Here is a 22,540-nt window from a genome sequence, read left to right as displayed (position 1 = left end):
TCAGCCCTCCTGGGTGGTCACGGACGGGCGGACCGTGCGGCGCTCGATGCGCTTGGGCGCGTCGGGACCCACCTCGACGACGCGGTGCACGAAGACGCCGGGCAGGTGGACGGCGTCGGGGTCGATCTCGCCGGGCTCGACGAGCTCCTCGACCTGCGCGACGCACACGCGGCCCGCCATCGCGGCGAGCGGGGAGAAGTTGCGGGCCGAGCGGTGGAACACGAGGTTGCCGTGCCGGTCCCCGCGCAGGGCGTGCACGAGCGCGTAGTCGGTCGTGATCGCGTCCTCCAGGACGAACTCCGCCTCGTCGGCGTACGACCCGTCGCGGCCGCGCGGACCGACGCCGAACGTGCGCACCTCCTTGGGTGCGCTCGCCTGCGCGACGCCGCCCGCGCCGTCGTACCGCTGGGGCAGGCCGCCCTCGGCGACCTGCGTGCCGACGCCGGTGCGGGTCCAGAACCCGGCGATGCCCGCGCCCCCGGCGCGCAGCTTCTCCGCGAGCGTGCCCTGCGGCGTGAGCTCCAGCTCGAGCTCGCCCGAGAGGAACTGCCGCTCGAACTCCTTGTTCTCCCCGACGTACGAGCTCGTCATCTTGCGGATGCGGCCCGCGCCGAGCAGGACGCCCAGGCCCCAGTCGTCGACGCCGCAGTTGTTGCTCACGACCCACAGGTCGCGCGTGCCCTGCGCGAGCAGCGCCTCGATGAGCGCGATCGGGTTGCCGCACAGGCCGAACCCGCCGACGGCGAGCGACGCGCCGTCGGGCACGTCCGCGACGGCCTCGGCCGCGGACGCGACCACCTTGTCCAACCCGGTCCCTCGTGGGGACGCGATCGTGGGGCTCATGCCGTGACCTCCTCGTCACTCGCCGGTCCGTGTCCGTCGCTCGTGACGACGGCCAGGGCCCGCAGGGTCTCGCCCGCGACGGCCTCGACGCCGGGCGGGCTCATGATGATCGTGTAGTGATTGATACCCGCTACGTCGCGCGTGCGCAGCCCCGGCAGCCGCGCGCGCCACGCGGCGAGGTGCTCGGGGGAGTAGAGGGCCTCGGGCTCGTCGAGCAGGCCGCGCGGCGCGCGCAGCAGCACGAGCGGCACGTCGAGCGGGCGGTCGCCCGCGAGCGCGTCCGCGAGCGGCCCGCCCTCGTAGAGCTCGAGCGAGTCGGCGGAGACCGCCGCACCCGACGACGCCGGGCGCAGCGCGGGCGCCTCGCCGACGAGGTCGTAGTCGACGTAGCCCGCGACGACGTCGCCCCACGGCTCGTCCCACGCGCTCGCGAACGCGGGGTGCGCGCGCCAGAAGCCGCGGTACTCCTCGCGGTCGGCGAACGTGCGCTCGAGGCGCTCGACGGCCGGGCCGAGCAGCGCCCGCAGGACCTCGTCGTGGTCGGCGTCCGGGGGCAGGCCCGCCGGGGGCGGGAGCGGGATGCCGCCGTCGACGAGCACGAGGCGCGAGACGCGGCCCGGGTAGCGGTGCGCGAGCACGACGGACACGAACGCCCCCATCGAGTGCCCGAGCGCGACGACGCTCTCGACGCCCAGCGCGTCGAGCACGGCGGCGAGGTCGTCGGCGTGCGCGCCCATGCCGTACGGGCCGGGCAGCGCGTTGCTGCGCCCGCGGCCGCGCAGGTCGGGCGCGACGACGCGCACGCCCGGCAGGGCCGCGACGACCGCCGGCCACGCGCGGTGCGACGCCGTGATGCCGTGCACGGCGAGGACGGTCGGGACGGCGTCGCGCGCGGGGCGCGTGCCGCCTTCGGGCCGGGCGCCCGGCTCGGGTGCGTGCGGGCCGACCGGGTCCCAGACCCCGACGCGCAGCCGCCCGCCGGCGACGGGGACGTCGAGCGTCGCGTAGGTGTGGGGCGCGGCGGTGACGTCGTCCGGCGTGGTCGTCGCCGCGGTCACCGCGCGCTCCAGCCGCCGTCGATCGTCCACGAGGCCCCCGAGACCATCGCCGCGTCCGGGCCGGTGAGCCAGCCGACGAGCGACGCGACCTCCTCCGGCTCGACGAGCCGCTTCACCGCGGACTCGGCGAGGAGCACGGTCGCGAGCACCTCGGGCTCCGGGATGCCGTGCACGCGCGCCTGGTCCGCGATCTGCTTCTCCACGAGCGGCGTCCGGACGTACCCGGGGTTGACGCACACGCTCGTCACGCCGTGCGGGCCGCCCTCGAGCGCCGTCACCTTGGACAGGCCCTCGAGCCCGTGCTTCGCGGACACGTACGCCGACTTGAACGGCGACGCGACGAGGCCGTGCACGGACGACACGTTGACGACGCGGCCGAACCCGCGCGCGTACATCCCCGGGAGCGCGGCCCGGACCAGGAGGAACGGTGCCTCGAGCATGATCGCGTGCAGCAGGCGGAAGTCGTCGGGGCGGAAGTCCTCGATGGGGCTCACGCGCTGCACGCCCGCGTTGTTGACGAGCACGTCGACGTCGAGCGAGAGGTCGTCGAGCGCGCGCGTGTCGGCGAGGTCCACGACCCACGCCTCGCCGCCGAGCTCGTCCGCGAGGCGCTGCGCGCCGTCGGGGTCGACGTCGGCGACGGTCACGTGCGCGCCGCGCGCGGCGAGCTCGCGCGCGCACGCCGCGCCGATGCCGCTCGCGCCGCCCGTGACGAGCGCGCGGCGCCCGGCGAGCGTCGGGGCGCCGGGTCCGGCCGGGTTGCCTGCGGGGACGGTGGCGGCGACGGTCATCGCGCGTCTCCTTCGGTGTCGGTCGTGGTCGCGGGTTCGGTCCCGGTCGGTGGAGCGGCCCGCGGCGCGGCGAGCGCGCGCTCGATGAACTGCATGGTCTGCTCGAAGACGTGCGGGGGGACCTCGGCGGCCGCCGTGTCGTACGACGGCGGCTCGGCGCCCTCGTCCCAGCGTCCGCCCCACAGCACCCAGCGCATCCCGACGATCTCGCCGATGCCCATGAGCGCCCATGCGGCGACCTCCGGGTCGACGTGGTGGCCGACCTCGCCGTTCGCGCGCGCCTTGTCGAGGCCCGTCATGTAACCCTCGACGATGCGCGAGTAGTGCCGACGCAGCGCGCCGGGCGAGACGAACTCGGCCTGCCGCACGATCCGGTAGAGCGCCGGGTGCTCCGCGGTGAAGCGGAAGAACGCCTCGAATCCCGCCCGCTCGGCGGCCAGACGCGTGTCCGCCTGCGAGCTCGCCTCGATCATCGCGTGCCGCACGCGGCGGTTGAGGTCGTCGACGAGCTCGTCGAACACGTCGATCTTCGACTCGAAGTACAGGTAGAACGTGCCCTGCCCGACGCCCGCGGACTCGGTGATCTTGACGATCGACGCGTCGTGGTACCCGACCTCGGCGAACACCTGCTCGGCCGCGGCGAGGATCTTGGCCCGCGTGCGGTTGCCGCGGGCGGTGCGGGGCTGGGTGCTCATGAGTCCTCCGGGACGGTCACGCGCTCGGCGAGCGAGCGGCGGGACACCTTGTGCAGCGACGTGCGGGGCAGGGACGGGACGAGGTCGAAGCGGCGCGGGACCTTGAAGTGCGCGAGCTCGCGGCGGCAGAACGCCTCCAGGTCCTCGGCGTCGGTGGGCCAGCCCGGGCGCGGGACGACGAACGCCGCGCCGACCTCGCCCCACCGGTCGTCGGGGACGCCGACGACCGCGACGTCCGCGACGCCGGGGTGGCGCCGGAGCACGGCCTCCACCTCCGACGGCGTGACGTTCTCGCCGCCGACGATGAAGACGTCCTTGATCCGGTCGACCACGCGGTAGTACCCGTCGGCGTCGCGCTCGACGAGGTCCCCGGTGCGCAGCCAGCCGTCGTGCAGGACGGCGGCCGTCGCGGCGTCGTCGCGGAAGTAGCCGGCGAACACCCCGGGGCCGCGCACCAGCAGCTCGCCCGACGCCGGTCCGTCGAGGTGCCGGCCGGTCACCGGGTCGGCGACCGCGACCTCGACGTGCGGGTACGGCGTCCCGGCGGACCCGATGCGCTCGCGCGCCTGGTCGTCCGGCAGGCACAGCACGTTGGGCCCGGCCTCCGTGAGCCCGTACCCCTGCGAGAGCGCGACGCCGCGCCGGTGCCACGTGCGCAGCAGCGGCTCGGGCATCGGCGCGCCGCCGACCACCGCGTGCCGCAGCGACGACAGGTCGGCGTCCGCGAAGCCGGGGTGCTCGGCGAGCAGCAGGTAGTTCGTCGGCACGCCCATCATCGTCGTGACGCGGCGCTCGGCGACGAGCTGCAGGACGCGCTCGGGCTCGAACGTGCGCTCCAGGACGACCGTCGCGCCGGTCCACCACGCGAGCAGGGGCTGGATGTTCCAGCCGCCCGCGTGGAACTGCGGCAGCACGCTCAGCACGACGTCGTGGCTCGTCAGCTCGACCGTGCGCGAGAGCGAGAGGTTGGTCCAGAAGCAGTTCGCGTGCGTGAGCAGCGCGCCCTTGGGCGTGCCCTGCGTGCCGGACGTGAACACGAGAAGCAGCGGGTCGTCGTCGCGCACGGGGCGGCGCTCGGGGGCGGGCGCCGGCCCGTCGGCTCCGTGGGCGACGCGTGGGCGGCGCGACGGCGCCGGGACGCGCGCCTCGACGCCGCTGCGGCCCAGCTCGGTGCGCCGGGGCGGCAGCACGAGCCGGTCGAGAGCTGCGTCCGCCAGGGCGGAGAACTCCTGCTCGACGAGCACGAGCGCCGGGTCGGCCTGCTCGAGCTGGGCCGCGAGCTCGCCGGGGGACAGGCGCCACGAGAGCGGCGCGAGGACGAGCCCCGCCTGCGCGCACGCGAAGAACAGCACGACCTGGTCGGCGCTGTTGCCCGTCACCGTGGCGACGCGGTCCCCGACGCCGTACCCCGCCTCGCGGAACGCCGTCGCCAGGGTGCTCGCGCGCTCGTGCAGGTCGCGGTAGCGCAGGGTGACGCCCCGGTCGTCGACCGCGACGCGGTCCGGCGTCGCGAGCGCGCGGTCGCGCGTCCAGCGCCCGAGGGTGTGCAGGCCGTCCTGCGCGCCGGGCCAGTGCTGCGTCGTCGTCGTCATGCCACCTCCTCGAGGCGCTCGCGGGCTCCCTCCCGATCCTCCCGCGGGCGGCGGCGCGCGGCGAGGCGCGACGCGGCACCGGCGATGCCGCCGGGCAGGAACATCACGACGAGGACGAAGAGGGTCCCGAGGAGGAACAGCGGCTCGCTGAGGGGCACGCGCAGCACCGCGGGCAGGTCGGCGACGGCCGCGGAGCCCGCGAGCGTCCCGAGCCGCTGGTCGAGGATCGTGTAGAGCACGCCGCCGACGATCGCGCCCCACCGGGAGCCGACGCCGCCGAGCACGACCATGACGAGCAGCGTGAGCGTGAAGTCGGCCGACGTCGCGCGCGGCACCGCCCCGGACTGGAGCAGCAGGTAGGCCATCCCGACGACGGTCGCGAGCGTCGCCGCGAGCACGAACACGAGCAGCTTGACGAGGTAGGGGCGCCCGCCGATCACGCGCACGCGCATCTCGTTCTCGCGCGTCGCCGCCGCGACGTGCCCGGCGCGCGAGCGCTCGACCCACAGCACGACGAGGTAGACCAGGACGAGCACGGCGAGCGCGAGCCAGTAGAGGTTGCGCGTGTTGAGCACCCCGACGAGCGCGTCGGGGACGTTCCCGGTGGCGAGCGCGAGGCCCTCCTCTCCGCCCGTCGCGCCGCCGGGGTTGCGGCGCACCAGCACGTTGCCGGCCTGGGCGAACGCGAGCGTCACCATGGCGAAGGAGATCCCGGTGACGCGCAGCGAGATCGCGCCGACGACGTGCGCGAGCACGATGCCGCCGACGAGCACGAGCGCCGCGGCGGGCAGGAGCGGGATCTCGGTCGTGTCGAGCACGATCGCGAGCCCGTAGACGCCGGCGGCGAAGTACAGCGCGTGGCCGAAGCTCAGCAGCCCCGCGACGCCGAACAGCAGGTGGTAGCTCAGCGCGAGCGCGCCGATGAGCCAGCACAGCGCCATCATCTGCAGCGCGCCGGGCGTGTACGTGGGGCCGGGGAGGACGCCCGGGACGTGGATCGCCAGCAGCGGGAGGCACGCGAGGATCGCGACGAGCGCGATGCCGGCCAGGGCGCGGACGAGCATGCCCGACGGCGCCCGGCGGGCGGGTCGGTCGGCGCGCGCCGCGTCGTCGGCCGGCACGGCCGAGGCCGGGGGAGCGGTCTGGGTGGTCATGCGGCTGCCCTCCCGAGGAGGCCGGTGGGACGGACGAGGAGCACGAGCGCGAGCAGCAGCACGACGATGAGGTCGCCGTAGCCGAGGTAGTAGTTCGCGAACTGCTGCAGGACCGCGACGAGCACGGACGCGACCGCGGCGCCGGTGAGCGACCCGAGGCCGCCGATGACGGTGACGATGAACGCGAAGATGAGCAGCGACCCGCCGAGGTGCGGCGAGACGTAGCCGAAGTACTGCGAGGCGAGCACCCCGCCGAGCCCCGCGGCGGCGCCGCCGACGGCGAACACGAGCGTGAAGGCCTTGCGCACGTCGATCCCGAGCGCGGTGACCATGGACCGGTTCTCGACGCCCGCGCGGATGATGAGCCCGTAGCGGGTGCGCTGGAGGAACAGCACGATCGCGCCGAGCACGAGCGCCGCCGCGGCGATCGCGACGAACCGGTCGTTGGGCACCGGGGCGCCCGCGAGGTCGGTCGTGCCCTTGAGCCACGCGGGCCCGGAGATGAACTCGGGATCCGAGCCCCACATGCCCTCGAACAGCGCGACGGACGCGAGGGAGAGGCCGACCGTGACGAGCACCTGCTCGATGTGCCGCTCGTAGAGCGGGCGGATGAGCAGGAGCTCGGTGAGCGCCGCGGCGCCCGCCCCGACGACGGCCCCGGCGAGCAGCGAGAGCGCGAAGACGCCCCACGAGTCCGCGCCGAGCGACCGGGCGACGAACCAGCCGCCGAACGCGCCGAGCGTGAGGAACGAGCCGTGCGCGAAGTTGAGGACGCCCATGAGCCCGTAGATGAGCGACAGGCCCGACGCGACGAGGAAGTACAGCGCCCCGAGGCCGAGCCCCGTGACGAGGAGGAGGACGATCGTGCTCACCGGGCCACCGCCCCTTCGGTTCCGTGGTGGTCGACCTCGGCGTGCACGCCGAGGAGCTGCTGGACGCGGTCGGGGTCGTCGAGGAGCTCGCGCGCGGGGCCCGTGTGCACGACGCGGCCCGCGTCGATGACGACGACGCGCTCGGCGAGGCGCTCGATGACCTCGAGGTTCTGCTCGACGAGGAGGATCGGCACCGTGCGGGCCGCCTCCGCGAGCGCGTCCGACACCTCGCCGACGATCCGGGGCGCGAGGCCCTTGGTGGGCTCGTCGACGAGGAGCAGGCGGTTGGCGTTGAGCAGGGCGCGCGCGAGCGACACCATCTGCTGCTGCCCGCCCGAGAGGGTGCCCGCGCGCTGCGCGGCGCGCTGCACGAGGTCCGGGAAGAGCTCCGCGACGAGCTCGGACCGCGGGTGGGCGTCACGCTCGGCGAGGCGCAGGTTCTCCGCGACCGTGAGCCCGGCGAACACCTCCCGGTCCTCCGGCACGTACCCGACGCCGCGGCGCACGATCCTGTCCGTGCGCTCGGCGTCGACGCGCTCGCCCGCGAGCAGCACCTCCCCCCGGCGCTCGATGAGGCCGAGCACGGCCTTGAGCGTCGACGTCTTGCCGACGCCGTTGCGGCCCAGCACCGCCGTGACGCCCGTCGCCGGGACGGAGAACGTCACGTCCTCGACGACCTGCTGGCCCGCGATGCGCGCGGACAGCCCGCGCACCTCGAGCACGGGCACGTCGGCCATCGCTCCGTCGCGGTCCATCCCGTTCCTGCCGGCGTTCATGCTGCCTCTCCTGCCGCGACGCCCAGGTAGGCGCTCTGCACCGTCGGGTCCGCCATGACCGCGTCGGGGGTGTCGCACGCGAGCACCTCACCGTGGTGCATGACGGCGACGCGGTCCACGAGCCCCAGGACGACGTCCATGTGGTGCTCGACCATGAGGACCGTGCAGCCGGTCGCGTGCAGGTCGCGGATGACCTCGACGAGGCCGGGGACGTCGGCCGACGACACGCCCGCCATGGGCTCGTCGAGCAGCACGACGCGGGGCTCGGTCGCGAGGAGCACCGCGATCTCGAGCTTGCGCTTGTCGCCGTGCGACAGGTCCCCGGCCGCGACGTCGGCGCGGCGCGCGAGCCCCACGGTCTCCAGGTGCCGGTCCGCCTCCCGCGTCGCGGCGTCGCCGCGGCGCGGGAAGCGCAGCACGGACAGGGCGCCGCCGAGGCGCCCCTGCGCGGCGAGCCGCACGTTCTCCCGGACGCTCAGGCGCGGGAACAGGCTCGACGTCTGGAACGTGCGGCCCAGCCCGGCGCGGGCCCGCGCGGCCACGGAGGTGGTCGTCATGTCCGCACCCTCGAGGAGCACCGACCCGCTCGTCGGGCGGTGGATCCCCGAGACCAGGTTGAAGAGCGTCGTCTTGCCCGCGCCGTTCGGCCCGATCACCCCGAGCATCTCGCCCTGCCCGACGGCGAGGCTCACGCCCTGGAGAATGCGCGCCCCGCCGATCTGGAGGCCGAGGTCGCGGACCTCGAGCGCGGGGAGGGTGTGCGGCTCGCCCACGTCAGCCCGCCTCGGCCGGCGCGACGTCCTCGCCCGGCACCTCGGTGACGAGCTCGGGCACCCAGGCGTCGCCGTCGGCCACGAGCTTGACCTGGTACATCGGCTGGACCAGCGCGTGGTCGGACGCGCGGACCGTCGTCGTGCCCTTGGGGCCCTCGAAGCTCCAGCCCTCGAGCGCGTCGACCATGGCGTCGACGTCGTCGCCGCCCTCCTCGATCGCGTGGACGATCATCTGGGCCGCGACGAAACCGTCGGGCGTGAAGAGGTCCGCCTGCTTGCCCGCCTCCTCGACCGACGCGAGCATCGCGGCCTCGACCTCGGTACCGGCGGCGCCGGGGAAGTAGTGGTTGAGGAAGTCGACCTTGCTCGCCGCGGCGCCGTACGCGCCGTAGGTCGCGACGTCGCCGAGCCCGGTGACGACCGTCGTCGAGTCGAGCACGCCCTGCTGGTCGAGGCCCTGCCACATCGCGCCCGACGTCGCCCCTGCCCACGCCACGAACACGAGGTCGGGCGCGGCGTCGACGATCTGGTGCGCGAACGGCGTGAACTCCGTGGCGTCCTCCGGCACGAGCACGCTCGTCACCTCGGCGCCCTGCGCGCCGAGGACGGCCTCGACCGCGGCGAGGTTGCCCTGGCCGAACGCGTTGTCCTGGGCGAACACGACGACCTTCGCGCCGTCGGGGTCGACGAACGTGCCCGCCGTCGCGACGTCCTGGAGCGACTGGCGGCCCGAGCGGAACGTGTAGTCGTTGATGCCCGTGAGCGCGTCGACCGCGGCCGGGCCGGAGATGTAGAGGACCTTGTTCTGCTCGGCCTGCTCCGCGAGCTTGAGCGCCACGCCGGACACGACCGTCCCGCCCAGGATCTGGTAGCCCTTGCCGATGAGATCCTTGGCCTGGCCGACCGCCTTGTCCGGGTCGCCCCCGTCGTCGTGGAACGTCACGTTGACCGGGCGGCCGTCGACCTCGCCCGTGCCGTCGGTCGCGTAGTCGAGACCGGCCTGGAAGCCCTCGTAGTAGGCCTCGCCGTAGGCGGCGAGCGGCCCGGTCTTGGAGTAGATGATGCCGACGTCGACCGGGTCGGCGCTCGCGCTGCTCTCGCCTCCGGTGCTGTCGCCGCCGGTCGCGTCGGTCGGCGCGCACGCGGCGAGCGCGAGGCTCGCGGCCGCGAGCGCGGCGACGGCGAGTGCCGGCCGCTGGGACTTCTTCGTCCGCATGACTTCGCCCTTCGTTGGGTTGTCCTGGGGGTGCCGCTCAAACATGAGAGGCGATTCAGGTTGCGGGAATCATGGATCCGGGACCGGCCCGGTGTCAACCCGTGCCGGTCGCTCTCGGGCCACGGACCGACCGGAGGATGTTGACAGGTGATTCAGGTCACACGTAACGTCCGGTCCGCCCGGGTCCGGCGCGCGACGGTGCGCGTCGCGGCGCAGTCAGCGCCGACGGCGACCCGACCTCGACGTGGAGGTTCAGATGGTCAGGCACACCCTCAGGCGGCGCGGCCGCGCCCGCCGGTCCGCTGCCGCGCTCGCTCTCGGCACGGCGCTCGCCGTCGTGCTCGCGCCGCTCGTCACGGCCCCCGCGTCCGCGGCGGGCTCCTGGTCCCAGCGCTCGGCGGGCGGCATGACGGTCGAGCTGTACCGGCCGACGACCGAGCCCGCGCTCCCCGGCGGTCGGGCGCTCATGATCTCGCTGCACGGCTGCGTCCAGACCTCGCAGGTCCTCAAGAACGCGGGCAACTGGGCCGCGACCGCCGACGACCACGGCATGGTGGTCGCGATCCCCGCTGCGCCGAACGGCGGCGTGCTGCTCGGCTGCTGGGACTACTACGACACGAACCACAGCCGCACCAACCCCGCGCGGCACGACGACAACCTGCTCGACCTCGTCTCCGCGCTGCTGGCGGACGCCTCGCTCGGTATCGACCCGGACCAGGTCTACGTCAGCGGGCTGTCGTCCGGCGGCGGCCAGGCGATGGTCATGGGCTGCCTCGCGCCCGACGTGTTCGCCGGCGTCGGGATCGCGGCCGGTCCGACCGTCGGGACGACGTCGGGCCAGATCGGGAGCGTCGCGACGACGCTCGCGCAGGCGCGCTCGACGTGCCGGACGTTCGCCGGGCCGCACGCGGCGGACTTCGCGACCCAGGTGACGTCCGTCGTGTTCGGCAGCGCCGACACGACCGTGGCGACCGGGTACGGGACGCTCAACGCCCAGGTCATGGCGGACCTCTACGGCGCCGCGGCCACGTCGTCGTTCTCCCTCGCCGGGCTCGCGGGGGCGAACACCGCGGGCTCCGGCTCCCTGTGGTCCGACGCCGACGGCCCGCGCGTCTCGCTGATCCGGAACACCGGGCTCGGCCACGCGTGGCCCGCGGGCGGCGGACCCGGCGGGTCGTACGTGTCGACGAACAGCGTCGACTACCCGGCGTACCTCACCGACTTCCTCTTCGCGAACAACCGGCGGGTCGACCGCGACCCGGGCACCGGGCCGGACCCGGACGTCGTCGCCCCGACGGTCGCGATCACGTCGCCCACCGCGGGCTCGACCGTGACCGGGACCGTCCGGGTCGGGGTCGCGGCGTCGGACGACCGTGGCGTGGACCGCGTCGAGCTGAGCGTCGACGGCGCGGCCCTCGCGACGCTGCGCACCGCCCCGTACGCGTACGACTGGGACACGACGGCGCTCGCCGCCGGGACGCACGTGCTCGCGGCGCGCGCGGTCGACGCCGCGGGCAACGCGACGACGGCGCAGGTCACCGTCACGGTCCAGGGGCCGACCGGCCCGTGGTGCGGGACGGCGACCAACGCGCAGCACCAGGCCGCCGGCCGCGCGATCTCTTACGGCGTCAACCCGTACAACCCGTACTACGCGGTGGGCTCGCTCGCGTACCTCGGTCAGGGCGACGCGACGGTCACGACGCTGCGCGAGGCCGCGCCCGGCCGGTACGAGGTCGCGACGGCCTGCTGAGCAGAGCCCTCCGGCTGCCGAACCCGGGGATACGGACGGGCTGGGTCGCTGTCCCGCCCACAACCCCGGGTTCGGCGGCCCGGGTAATCCGGGGCCCGAGCCGGTGGGCGGCGGCGTCAGTGCTCCAGGCGGTCCTTCGCGTCGCCGATGTGGTCGGTGACGTCGTCCGGCAGGTCGTCGAGGTTCATGTCGTTCGTGCGCGCGCGCCGGGCGTCCCAGCGCAGCGCGACCGCCGCGAGGGCGGCGGCGATCGTCGACGCGGCGAGGACGGCGATCTTCGCCGCGTCGGTGTGGGTCGAGTCCGGGAACGACAGCTCCGCGATGAGGAGCGACACGGTGAACCCGATCCCGCCCAGCAGGCCGACCGGCAGCAGGTCGCGCACCCCGATGCCGGGTGCCAGGCGCAGCGGGGTGAACCGCGTGACGAGCGCCGTCATCCCGAGCACGCCCACGAGCTTGCCCAGCACCAGGCCGAGGACGATCGCGAGCACGACCGGCTGGCCGAGGACGTCGCCCCCGCCGCCGACGAACGTCACACCCGCGGCGAAGAACGCGAACACGGGCAGGGCGACCCCCTGGGAGAACGGGCGCAGGGCGTGCTCGAACCGGTGCGTGCGCGACGCGGTCTCGCCGTGCATCGCGAGCGCCGGGACGGTGAAGCCGAGCAGGACGCCCGCGATCGTCGCGTGCACGCCGGACTCGTGGACCAGCACCCATGCGACGACCGCGACGGGGACGAGGAGCCACCAGCGCGTGCGCCGGGCGCGGACGAGCACGGCGAACAGCGCGACGGCGACGAGCGCGAGGCTGAGGAACCCGATGCGCAGGTCCTCGGTGTAGAAGACCGCGATGACGACGATCGCGAGCAGGTCGTCCACGACCGCGAGCGTCAGGAGGAACGTGCGGATCGCGGCGGGCAGGCCGCGCCCGAAGACGGCGAGCACGCCGAGCGCGAACGCGATGTCCGTGGCCGTCGGGATGGCCCAGCCGTGCAGAGCGCCGTCGTCGCCCGCGAGCAGCACGACCGCCGTGAAGATCGCCGCCGGCACCGCCATGCCCCCGACCGCGGCGAGCATCGGCACACCCGCCTGGCGCGGGCTCCGCAGGCTGCCCGCCACGAACTCCTGCTTGAGCTCGACGCCCACGACGAAGAAGAAGATCGCGAGCAGACCGTCGGCGGCCCAGGTCTCGAGGCTCAGGTCGAGGTGCAGGGGCAGCGGGCCGATCGAGGCCGGCCCGACGACGGTCTCCGAGAGGGCCGTGTACGCGTCCCGCCACGGCGAGTTCGCCCACAGGAGCGCGAGCAGCGCCGCGCCGATGAGCAGCGCGCCGCCCGTGGTCTCGCGACTGACCCAGCGGCGCAGGCGGACCCGCGGTGAGGGGCGGTCGGTCTGCGAGGCGGGGTGGGTGCCGGAGGGCGGGGTGGCGTGGGTCATCGTGCTCCCAGGGTCGCTGTCGAGTCGCACGGCCCGCGGACGCGAGACCGTGGCCGACCAGACTTCCCGGCACACCGCCCTCGATCCTAACGGGGGCATACCCCTCGCGGCCGACGTGCCCGTCTCGTGATCATCCTCCCGGGCGACGCCGCGCGCGGCCAGCGGACGTGAGGATCTGCGGGTGCCCGACGCCGTCCCTCGCCCCGCGCCCGACCTCGCCCCGGCAGGTCTCACCGGCTCTGACCCGGCCCCGAGTCCGGCCACGATGCCGTCCCCGGACGGGGCGGCGTCACCGGACGTGCCGACCGTCGTCGGACCGACGGCGCTCGACCGCTGGCTCCTGTGGGGCGGGTCCCCGGCCCTGGGGGCGGTCGTCGCGTTCGGCGTGCTCCACCTCGCCGGATGGATGGTGGGTCTTCCCTGGGCCCCGTTCCAGGGCCTCGCGCGCACCGTCGACGCGCTCCTCGGCGAGCGCGGTGCTCTCGGTGTCGGGATCGCCCTCGCCGTCGGGGGGCTCGCCGGTCTGGCGTTCGCCGCGCACGCGGTGCGGGACATCGCGGTCGTGACCGTCGACCCCGAGCGCGCGACCGTGATCCTGCGCGACGACCGCACCGAGCTCGTCCGGGACCGTGTCACCGCCGTGCTCGTCGACCGCAAGGACCTCGTCGTGCTCGGCCGTCCCCGCCCGACCGCGCCCGACCGGCAGGCGTCGCCCGCGTCACCCGTGGCGCGCACGTCGACCTCCGATGCCGGCGCCGCGGAAAGCACGCCTCACGACGTGCCGGTCGTCGAGCTCCTGCACGTGCGCACCGAGCTCGCGACCGACCGCCTCGCCGCCGCGTTCCGATCGCACGGCTGGCCGTGGCACGACGACGACCCGTGGGCGGACGAGTTCCGGCGCTGGGTTCCCGGCGACCCGGCGCTGCCGCCGAGCGCCGACGCCGTCCTGCGCGCCCGGGCCGCCATGCTCCAGGCGGACAAGGCGTCCGACGCCGCAGACCTGCGGCGCGAGCTCGCCCGCCTCGGCGTCGTCGTCCGCGACGTCGACAAGGCCCAGCACTGGCGCCCCGCCACCCCGCCGAGATTGCACTCTGGTCACGCGAGGTAGAACCGTGGTCGGGCGAGGTAGAGCCGTGGTCGTGTGAGGTAGAGCCGTGGTTGCGCGAGGTAGAGCCGTGGTTGCGTGAGGTAGAGCCGTGGTGCTTGTGTTCGACGGCGTGTGGTCGGGTTGGGTGGGCGGGGTGGGTGGTGGTGCCGCGTCTACCATCCGCCGCTCGTTCCTCGCGGCTCCCGCCAGGCCCGCCACGACGCGGCACCACCACCCACCCCGCCCTACGTCGTCTCCCGCTGGTCGTCGCTCGCCCGGGCGACTGCCCGCGGTGTGAGTTCGCTCGGTCGGTTCCGGATGCCGCATCCGGTCGCGGCACGAACACTGCCTGTACCGCCGCATGGCCGCACCGCTTCACTGCTGCTTCTTGGCTGCGCGTCGTAGGTCGAGCCACGGTCGCGACGCGTCCCGGTCGTCGCCAGGTTCCGCCGCGCAGGTGGTTGGGGCTGGTCCGGGGTGACGGACGAGCCATGGTCCCCTGTTCGGCCTGCCCGCCTGGTCGGCTTGCCGCCGAGCCATGGCGAGACGACCGCCGAGCGGTGGGGGTGGGCTCGGATGCGAAGGGGCGTCAGAGCGGCGCTCCTCAGACCCACGGCCGAGCTGCCGGGGTGACGGCGCCGCAGCCCCGAGCACCGAGGCCACCCGCGCCGCGGACCCACCCCGCGGGCTTGAAGCCCGAGCGCGCCCGCCTCGCCGAACCACGGTTCCAGCTCGCGTGACCACGGTTCTAGCTCACGCGACCACGGTTCTACCTCGGCGGGAGTGGTCAGGCGGGGGTGTCCTCGGCCAGGGTGAGGAGGCGGGTCATGGTGTTCCAGTTGCGGCCTGTGACCGGGGTGCCGGCGGCCTTCGAGAGGACCGCCGTCGTGAGCTTCGAGCGGCCGATGCCGTCGGGGTAGGCGACGTAGAGGACGCCGTTCGCGACCGCGGCGCGCTCCGTCCCGCCGCGGCCCTCGATCGCGGCGGCGCCGTCCGGGTCGACCGGCGTCTCGCCCACGAGGACGAGCAGCGCGGCAGGGCGCTCGTGCGCGTCGTCCGGCAAGGGGTTGCCGCGGACGATCTTGCGGAGGCGCTCGGTGGTGAGCACCGCGACGGCGGCGTCGACGCCGAAGCGCTCGGCGACGGCGTCGTGCAGGAGGCGCGCGACGTCGTCGGGCCGGGACGCGCCGGAGGTGCCGGGCGCGACGACGAGGTTGCCGCTGTTGACGACCGTGCGGGCGTGCGCGAACCCGAGCTCGTCCGCGAGCTCGCGCAGCGCGGTCGACGGGACCTTGCGTCCCCCGACGTTCACGGCGAACAGCAGGGCGACGTACGCGGTCACGACGACACCCCCGGCCGTCGGTGGGACCACGGCGCGGCCTCCTCGAGGCGGGCGGCGAGGTCGAGGAGGAGCGCGTCGTCGCCGTGGTCGGCGCCGAGCATGACGCCGACCGGGACGGTCGCGGAGGTGCCGTCGGGGTCGGTGACGTGCGCCTCGCCGAGCGGGAGCGAGATCGCGGGCCGGCCGGTGAGGTTCCACACGCTGGTCCAGGGGGTGAACGCGGTCTGCGCGGCGAAGTCGGCGGCGGGGTCGTCGTCGATCCGCTGGCTCCCGACGAGCGCGGGCGGTTGCGCGAGCGTGGGGGAGAGCACGACGTCGACGCCGGCCCACGCGGCGGCGACCTCGCGCGTGAGCTGTTGCACCCCGGCGAGGGCGGTGGCGTAGGCGAGCCCGCTCACGCCGCGCCCGCGCTCGCGCAGCCACCGGGTGAGCGGCACGAGCAGGTGCTCGCGGTCCGGCGGCACGGGCGCCTGGAGGGCGCCGACCGACCACAGCGCGGCGAACGCGTCCCAGCGCTCGGCGCCGAACGGCGGGGGGATCTCGACGACGTCGTGCCCGAGCCCGGCGAGGAGCGCCGCGGCCGCGCGGGCGGTGTCCGCGCACGCCGGGTGCACGGGAGCGTCGGCGGCGATCACGGGATCGAGCAGGAGCCCGACCCGGAGCCGTCGCCCGCCGGGCACGGCCGCGAGGCGCGCCGTGAACGTGTCTCCCGGCCACGGGCGGGCGAGGACGTCGAGGAACGCCGCGGCGTCGCGCACCGACCGGGCGAGGACGCCGTGGGTGGCGAGACCCGCGCCGTCGACCCCGTGCGGCCCGGGACTCACGAGCCCGCGCGACGGCTTGAGCCCGACGAGCCCGCACGCGCTCGCGGGGATGCGCAGCGACCCGCCGCCGTCGCTGCCGTGCGCGACGGGCACGACGCGCGCCGCGACGGCCGCCGCCGCGCCCCCGCTCGACCCGCCCGCGGACCGCGCGAGGTCCCACGGCGTCCGGGCCGTGGGCCCGACGTCGGGCTCGGTGTAGCAGGGCAGGCCGAGCTCCGGGGTGGTCGTCTTGCCGACCATGACCGTGCCCGCGGAGCGCAGGAGCGTCACGACGCCGTCGTCGTAGGGCGCCGGGAACGGGTCGATCGCCGCAGACCCGGCACGGATCGGCACGCCCTCGACCATGGTGAGGTCCTTGACCGGGCACGGGACGCCGAGGAACGGGGGCAGCCCGCCCGGGCTCGTCCCGGACGCGGCGGTGGAGTTTCCCGCGCGCCGCGCCGCGACGAGCGCGGCCTCGGCGGCGAGCGCCTGCGTGCGCGCGAGGTCGGCGGTGAGGACGGTGAAGGCGCCGACGTCTGCGCCCACGCCCGCGGCGGCGTCGAGCGTCGCGTCGAGCACCTCGGTAGGTGACGCATCGCCCGTCCGGAGCGCGTGGGCGAGCGCGGTGGCGTCGAGGTCGAGCAGGTCGGTGACGCTCATGGCTCGTGAACCTACGCGCGGTGCCGCAGCCGCGCGAACCGTCCGGGTCGACATCCGGAGGCGTGCGGGCATATATTCCACCAGGAATATTCCTTACGGACCTCCAGTGTCCGGTCGGCTCGCCCGAACCGGCTCACCCGGACCGTCCGCCCCTCCCGCCCGACCACCGTCCCGGAGACGACCGTGCCCGCACCGCGCCTCAGCCCCACGGCGACGCTCGTCCTCGCCGTGCTGCTCGAGCAGCCCATGCACCCGTACGAGATGCTCGTGCGCCTGCGCAGACGGCAGGACGACCGGCTCGTCCGGCTCAACCCCGGCGCCGTCTACCACGCCGTCGACCGGCTCGAGCGCGACGGCCTCGTCGAGCGCGCGGGCGTCGACCGGGACGGCAACCGGCCCGAGCGCACCGTCTACGCCATCACGGACGCCGGAGTCGCCGCGCACCACGACCGCACCCGCGAGCTCGTCCGCGAGACATCGCCCGAGTACCCGGCGTTCCCGGTCGGGCTCGCGCTCGTGCACGACCTTCCCCTCGACGACGCCCTCGCCCTCCTCCGGGAGCGCCGGGCAGCGCTCGCGGCCGCGACGGACGGGGTGCGCGAGCACCTCGACGGCGTCGTCGCGCGCGGCCTGCCCCGCCGCTACCTGCTCGACGCGTCGTTCCAGCTCCACCAGACCGCGGCCGAGATCGCCTGGCTCGACGCGACGATCGCCGACCTCGAGTCGGGCGCGCTGAGCTGGACCGAGGAGCCCGCGGCCGCCTTCCGCCTCCCCCGCACGACCCCACCTCAGGAGACCTCGTGACCACTCCCACCTCGGGCAGCGGCCCGAGCACGGCCCCGGCCCCCGCCGACGCCGGCTCGCGCGTCGTGCCCCTCGTCGACCTCCACGGCCGCAGCGCCTGGAGCATCCTGCCGCCGCTGATCCTCGGCTTCTTCATGATCATGGTCGACACCACGATCGTGAACATCGCCGTCCCCACGCTCCAGACCGAGCTCGACGCGTCCCTCGTCGCGGTCGGTTGGGTGAACAGCGCCTACCTGCTCTCCTACGCGGTGCTGCTCCTGCTCGCCGGCCGCCTCGGCGACCGGTACGGACCCAAGCCCGTGTTCGTCGTCGGCCTCGCGGTCTTCACGCTCGCGTCTGCCTGGTGCGGGTTCTCGGGCTCCATCGAGATGCTCATCGCGGCCCGCGTCGTCCAGGGCGTCGGCGCGGCGCTCATGACGCCGCAGACCATGGCGATGATCACGCGCGTCTTCCCGGCGCGGCAGCGCGGCGCGGCCATGGGTCTGTGGGGCGCGACGGCCGGGGTCGCGACGATCGCGGGACCCCTCCTCGGCGGCGTGTTCGTCGAGTCGTGGGGCTGGGAGTGGATCTTCTTCGTCAACGTGCCGGTCGGCGTCGTGGCGCTGTTGCTGGCGCTCGGGCGGCTCCCGCGCCTCGGGACCAACAAGCGCTCGTTCGACGTCCTCGGCGTCGTGCTGTCCGTCGTCGGGCTGTTCGCCGTCGTCTTCGGCCTCCAGGAGGGGGAGACCTACGACTGGGGCACCATCACCGGGCCGATCACCGTCTGGGGGGTCATCGGCGTCGGCCTGCTCGTCCTCGTGGGCTTCGTCCTGTGGCAGCGGCGCCTCGGCGACGGCGCGCTCCTGCCCCTGCGACTCTTCCGCTCGCGCAACTTCTCGCTCGCGAACGTCGCCGGCATGTCGGTGTCCTTCGCGATGATCGGCATCTTCTTCCCGCTGACGATCTTCCTCCAGTCGATCCTCGGCCTCTCGCCGCTGCACGCGGCGCTCGTCAACCTGCCGGGGTCTCTCGTCTCGGGCGTCGTCGCGCCGCTCGCGGGTCGCCTCTCCGACCGCGTGCCGGCCAAGTGGGTCGTCGCGACGGGCTTCGGGGTCCTCGCGGTCGCGATCGGCTGGCTCGCCGCGGTCGTGGGTCCCGACGTGTCGGTCGTGACGATCGTGCTGCCGATGACGCTGTTCGGCATCGGCACCGGGTGCGTGTTCTCGCCGCTCGCCAACCTCGCGACCTCCGGCCTCGACCACCGCACCGCGGGCGCCGGCGCCGGTGCGTTCAACACCACGCGTCAGGTGGGCGGGGTCATCGGCTCCGCGGCCATCGTCGCGACGCTCACCGCGCGCCTCGCCGTCACGCTGCCCGCCGCCGCGCGGGACGCGGCGGCGTCGCTCCCGGAGCAGCTCCGCCAGCAGTTCGTCGACGGGTTCGCGAACGCCGGCTCCCTGCAGGGCGGTGCGGGCGGCTCGTTCGACCTCCCGCCCGGGGTGCCCGACGACGTCGCGCGCCAGGTGTCCGACGCCGCGACCACCGCCTTCCACCAGGGCTTCGCGACCGCCGTCGGGCAGACGCTCGTGGTCACCGCCGTGGTGCTCGTGCTGGGGTTCGTGTGCGCGGTGGCGATGGCGCCGAAGCACGTCGAGCACTGACCCGCGAGATCGGCCCGTGCGTCACGAGGTCGACCTCCCGAGGGTCGATCCCGGACGCCCGGGACGGTCGCGTCGGTGTCGGTGCCCCGCGTGAACGCCGGGTTAAACCTCGACGGCGCGTGCGTGCCGGGCTGGTGATCCGAATCACACGGGCGTAGTTTCGAGGAGACGGACGGCACCACCGCCGTCCTCCGGGAGGCCAGCCGATGGGGTTCACGCTCCGCTCAGGAGGGCCGGCACCGGCGCTGCTGAGCCGTGGCACCCACGGCCCGACGGCCGGTCGCCTGCCTCGCCCAGAGAGAGAACGGCGCCCGCGCGCCGGAGGGGAGCCCTCGTGGTCCGCACCTCACCCGCCACCCCCACCCCGCAGGACGACGCGAGAGACGACGCACGCCGCACGTTCGTCGTCGACACCTCGGTCCTGCTGAGCGACCCCCGCGCGATCGGGCGGTTCGCCGAGCACGACGTCGTCCTCCCGGTCGTCGTCATCACTGAGCTGGAGGCCAAGCGCCACCACGCCGAGCTCGGGTACTTCGCGCGCAGCGCGCTGCGCATGCTCGACGACCTGCGCGTCAAGCACGGTCGCCTCGACGCCCCGATCCCGGTCGGCGACGTCGGCGGGACCCTGCGCGTCGAGCTCAACCACACCGACCCGGGCGTGCTTCCCGACGGCTTCCGGCTGGGCGACAACGACACGCGCATCCTGTCCGTCGCCGCGAACCTCGCGGCCGAGGGGCACGACGTCACGGTCGTGTCGAAGGACCTGCCGATGCGGGTCAAGGCGTCGGCGGTCGGGCTGCGCGCGGAGGAGTACCGGCACGAGCTCGCCGTCGACTCGGGCTGGACGGGCATGGGCGAGATCTCCTTCACCGACGCCGAGGCGGCGGCGCTCTGGGAGCACGAGTCCGTCGAGCTGACGAGCCTCGACCCGGCGGTCGTCGAGGCGGCCGGGCCGCTGCACTGCCACACCGGGCTCGTCGTGCACTCGCCGCGCGGCTCCGCGCTCGGCCGCGTCACCGCGGACAAGCACGTCCAGCTCGTGCGCGGCGACCGCGAGCTCTTCGGGTTGCACGGGCGCTCCGCGGAGCAGCGCGTCGCGATCGACCTGCTGCTCGACGAGTCCGTCGGCATCGTGTCGCTCGGAGGCCGGGCGGGGACGGGCAAGTCGGCGCTCGCGCTGTGCGCGGGGCTCGAGGCCGTGATGGAGCGCCGGCAGCACCGCAAGGTCATGGTGTTCCGGCCGCTCTACGCCGTCGGCGGCCAGGAGCTCGGGTACCTGCCGGGCTCCGAGGCCGAGAAGATGAACCCGTGGGCGCAGGCCGTCTACGACACGCTCGGCGCGCTCGTCTCGCCGCAGGTCCTCGACGAGGTGATCGACCGCGAGATGCTCGAGGTGCTGCCGCTCACCCACATCCGCGGGCGGTCGCTGCACGACGCGTTCGTCATCGTCGACGAGGCCCAGTCGCTCGAGCGCAACGTGCTGCTCACGGTCCTCTCCCGCATCGGGCAGTCGTCGCGCGTCGTCCTCACCCACGACGTCGCGCAGCGGGACAACCTGCGCGTCGGGCGGCACGACGGCGTCGCCGCGGTGATCGAGGCGCTCAAGGGCCACCCGCTGTTCGCGCACGTGACGCTCACGCGCTCCGAGCGCTCGCCCGTCGCGGCGCTCGTCACGGAGATGCTGGAGTCGATCGAGGTCTGACCTCGCGAGGTAGAGCCCTGGTCTCGACCAGGGCTCTACCTCGCGGTGCCACGGTCCTACCACGGGGTACCGAGGTTCTACCCCGGCGGCTGGTGGTGCCCCCTCGCGCCAGGCCGGGCTCGGGGGTGGACGAGGACCACGGCGAGGACGCCGACGACGGCGCCCAGGACCGTGTCGAGCGCGCGGTCGAGCGCGAGCACGGCCGGGTCGGCCGGGTGGGCCAGCGAGGTCATGAGGAGCGCCATGGGCGTGATCGTGAGCATCGCGAGACCGTAGTGGCGTCCCACGATCGTCTCGGTCACGGTCTGCAGCACCACGACCACCGCGGCGGTTCCCCAGAAGCCGAGCGGAGCGGCGAGCAGCGGCCACGCGAGCAGCGCGCCCGCCACGGTTCCGGCACCGCGCTGGAGGGCCCGCACGACGGCGTGGCGCGCCGACTCGCCCTGCAGGACGGCGGTCGAGCCCATGGTCGCCCAGGCGGCGTGCCCGAGGCCGGCGACGGCCGCGGCCCCGCCCGCGACGAGCCCGGCGACGCCGACGCGCGCCGTCGCGAGCCGCCACGGGCCGCGGACGCGGGACCGTGCCTGGGCGGTGAGCGACGCCCGGACGGGCGCTGCGCCGTCCTCGCGCGGAGCACCCAGGGCGTCGAGCGCCCGCTCGACCTCGTCGAGCTCGCGGGAGAGCGCGGCGACGGCACCCCGGGGCAGGCGCCACGTCGAGTCGTCGGCGAGCACCTCGCGCGCCCGCCCGACGGCCACCCGCGCGGCGTGCGCACCGCGCGGGCTCGGGAGCGCCGCGTCGGTGGGGCGCACGTCGGGGGCGGCGTCAGCGCCGCGCGAGGCATCCCGCGCGACGATCGCCACGGCGTCGGCGGCGCGCCGGACGGCGAGGCGCGCGGGCGCGGTGGGCCGCACGAGCACTCCGGCCATGCAGACGAGCCACGCGAGGAGGGCACCGGACGCACCGGCGACGACGCGCGGGCCGACGTCGGCGAGGGCCGGCGCGCCCGCGAGGCCCGCACCCGCGGCGAAGACGACGATCGTCGCCCCCGGCGGCCCCGTGCGGACGAGGAGGCAGAAGGCGGTCGCGCCCGCGGCGAGCAGCGCGACGGCCGCGGTCGTCACGAGCGTGGGGGCGCCGGTCGCGGCCAGCAGGGTGAACGCCGCGATGGTGCCGGTCATCAGCGTGCCGACGGTGGCGAGGAGGCTTGCGCGCCGGCGGTAGGGGTCGTACCGGCCGTAGAGCGAGGTGAGCGCGCCGAGCGACGCGAACGCCGCGAGGTCGGGGCGGCCGAGAAGGCCCGGGACAGCGATCGCGAGGGCGACCGCCGCACCGCACCGCAGCGCGGCGGCGACCGTCGCGTCGGCAGGGCTCACGCGCAGCGCGGCGCGCAGATGAGCGGGGTCGAGGACGTCCTGTGCGGCGGCGCGCACGGGCGCGAACACCGGGCGGGCGGGGGAGGAGAGGGGCATCGACGGCCAGCCTAGCGGTTGTTCCGAGATGTTTCACTAGTGAATGAGTGTGAGAACCGCCCTATCCT

The 22,540-nt window shown here is 74.9% G+C and carries 19 protein-coding genes; 5 read left to right on the top strand and 14 right to left on the bottom strand.

Annotated elements, in window-relative coordinates; translation table 11 throughout:
* The 10 genes from JN535_RS09430 to JN535_RS09385 all read right to left on the bottom strand — a co-directional run bounded on the left by JN535_RS09430 (position 1) and on the right by JN535_RS09385 (position 9,770).
* Positions 1-843: a CoA transferase subunit A gene (locus JN535_RS09430; protein WP_205205279.1), complete on the bottom strand. Its 843-nt coding sequence runs from the start codon at positions 841-843 to the stop codon at positions 1-3.
* Positions 840-1,901 (bottom strand): alpha/beta fold hydrolase, encoded by a 1,062-nt coding sequence (locus tag JN535_RS09425; RefSeq protein WP_205205278.1) that lies wholly within the window; start codon positions 1,899-1,901, stop codon positions 840-842. The genes JN535_RS09430 and JN535_RS09425 overlap by 4 nt, the downstream gene beginning before the upstream one ends.
* Positions 1,898-2,692, bottom strand: coding sequence for a 3-hydroxybutyrate dehydrogenase (locus JN535_RS09420; protein WP_205205277.1), 795 nt, complete (start codon positions 2,690-2,692; stop codon positions 1,898-1,900). The genes JN535_RS09425 and JN535_RS09420 overlap by 4 nt, the downstream gene beginning before the upstream one ends.
* Entirely contained in the window at positions 2,689-3,387 is a 699-nt protein-coding gene (locus JN535_RS09415; RefSeq protein ID WP_205205275.1) for a TetR/AcrR family transcriptional regulator, read from the bottom strand. Before JN535_RS09415 ends, JN535_RS09420 begins: the two co-directional genes overlap by 4 nt.
* Positions 3,384-4,979 carry a class I adenylate-forming enzyme family protein gene (locus JN535_RS09410; RefSeq protein WP_205205273.1) on the bottom strand — a complete coding sequence of 532 codons (1,596 nt, stop codon included), beginning with the start codon at positions 4,977-4,979 and terminating at the stop codon, positions 3,384-3,386. Before JN535_RS09410 ends, JN535_RS09415 begins: the two co-directional genes overlap by 4 nt.
* The gene (locus tag JN535_RS09405; protein WP_205205430.1) at positions 4,976-6,043 is read right to left on the bottom strand and encodes a branched-chain amino acid ABC transporter permease; all 1,068 of its coding nucleotides are present in this window, start codon (positions 6,041-6,043) and stop codon (positions 4,976-4,978) included. Before JN535_RS09405 ends, JN535_RS09410 begins: the two co-directional genes overlap by 4 nt.
* A gap of 86 nt (positions 6,044-6,129) precedes the next feature.
* Entirely contained in the window at positions 6,130-7,005 is an 876-nt protein-coding gene (locus JN535_RS09400; protein ID WP_205205271.1) for a branched-chain amino acid ABC transporter permease, read from the bottom strand.
* On the bottom strand, positions 7,002-7,781 hold the full coding sequence (locus JN535_RS09395; protein WP_374100493.1) for an ABC transporter ATP-binding protein: 780 nt from the start codon (positions 7,779-7,781) through the stop codon (positions 7,002-7,004). The genes JN535_RS09400 and JN535_RS09395 overlap by 4 nt, the downstream gene beginning before the upstream one ends.
* Positions 7,778-8,554 (bottom strand): ABC transporter ATP-binding protein, encoded by a 777-nt coding sequence (locus tag JN535_RS09390; RefSeq protein WP_205205269.1) that lies wholly within the window; start codon positions 8,552-8,554, stop codon positions 7,778-7,780. The genes JN535_RS09395 and JN535_RS09390 overlap by 4 nt, the downstream gene beginning before the upstream one ends.
* A gap of 1 nt (position 8,555) precedes the next feature.
* On the bottom strand, positions 8,556-9,770 hold the full coding sequence (locus JN535_RS09385) for a substrate-binding domain-containing protein (protein WP_205205267.1): 1,215 nt from the start codon (positions 9,768-9,770) through the stop codon (positions 8,556-8,558).
* A 256-nt stretch (positions 9,771-10,026) separates the two neighbouring features.
* On the opposite strand from JN535_RS09385, the gene JN535_RS09380 reads away from it, so the two are divergent.
* Complete coding sequence (locus tag JN535_RS09380; protein WP_205205265.1) at positions 10,027-11,520, top strand: extracellular catalytic domain type 1 short-chain-length polyhydroxyalkanoate depolymerase; 1,494 nt, start codon at positions 10,027-10,029, stop codon at positions 11,518-11,520.
* Positions 11,521-11,636: 116 nt separating this feature from the next.
* On the opposite strand, the gene nhaA is transcribed toward JN535_RS09380, so the two are convergent.
* On the bottom strand, positions 11,637-12,956 hold the full coding sequence (gene nhaA, locus JN535_RS09375; protein WP_205205263.1) for a Na+/H+ antiporter NhaA: 1,320 nt from the start codon (positions 12,954-12,956) through the stop codon (positions 11,637-11,639).
* A 181-nt stretch (positions 12,957-13,137) separates the two neighbouring features.
* Between nhaA and JN535_RS09370 the strand changes: the two genes are divergently transcribed.
* Positions 13,138-14,064: a YqeB family protein gene (locus JN535_RS09370; RefSeq protein WP_205205261.1), complete on the top strand. Its 927-nt coding sequence runs from the start codon at positions 13,138-13,140 to the stop codon at positions 14,062-14,064.
* 766 nt (positions 14,065-14,830) lie between these two features.
* Here the strand turns inward: JN535_RS09370 and JN535_RS09365 are convergent.
* Positions 14,831-15,415: a DUF1697 domain-containing protein gene (locus tag JN535_RS09365; RefSeq protein WP_205205260.1), complete on the bottom strand. Its 585-nt coding sequence runs from the start codon at positions 15,413-15,415 to the stop codon at positions 14,831-14,833.
* The gene (locus tag JN535_RS09360) at positions 15,382-16,851 is read right to left on the bottom strand and encodes an amidase (protein WP_205205259.1); all 1,470 of its coding nucleotides are present in this window, start codon (positions 16,849-16,851) and stop codon (positions 15,382-15,384) included. The genes JN535_RS09365 and JN535_RS09360 overlap by 34 nt, the downstream gene beginning before the upstream one ends.
* Before the next feature lie 183 nt (positions 16,852-17,034).
* Here JN535_RS09360 and JN535_RS09355 point away from each other — a divergent pair, with 183 nt between their 5' ends.
* The 3 genes from JN535_RS09355 to JN535_RS09345 all read left to right on the top strand — a co-directional run bounded on the left by JN535_RS09355 (position 17,035) and on the right by JN535_RS09345 (position 21,000).
* Positions 17,035-17,655, top strand: coding sequence for a PadR family transcriptional regulator (locus JN535_RS09355; RefSeq protein ID WP_205205258.1), 621 nt, complete (start codon positions 17,035-17,037; stop codon positions 17,653-17,655).
* Entirely contained in the window at positions 17,652-19,298 is a 1,647-nt protein-coding gene (locus JN535_RS09350) for an MDR family MFS transporter (RefSeq protein ID WP_205205257.1), read from the top strand. Before JN535_RS09355 ends, JN535_RS09350 begins: the two co-directional genes overlap by 4 nt.
* 334 nt (positions 19,299-19,632) lie before the next feature.
* On the top strand, positions 19,633-21,000 hold the full coding sequence (locus JN535_RS09345) for a PhoH family protein (RefSeq protein ID WP_205205256.1): 1,368 nt from the start codon (positions 19,633-19,635) through the stop codon (positions 20,998-21,000).
* Between the two features lie 77 nt (positions 21,001-21,077).
* On the opposite strand, the gene JN535_RS09340 is transcribed toward JN535_RS09345, so the two are convergent.
* Entirely contained in the window at positions 21,078-22,472 is a 1,395-nt protein-coding gene (locus JN535_RS09340; RefSeq protein ID WP_205205255.1) for an FUSC family protein, read from the bottom strand.
* Positions 22,473-22,540 lie beyond the last annotated feature (68 nt).

This window comes from Cellulosimicrobium cellulans, assembly GCF_016921195.1.
GTDB lineage: Bacteria > Actinomycetota > Actinomycetes > Actinomycetales > Cellulomonadaceae > Cellulosimicrobium > Cellulosimicrobium cellulans_F.
The sequence above is the reverse complement of the archived record's forward strand: the minus strand, read 5'-3'. Positions and strand labels throughout refer to the sequence as shown.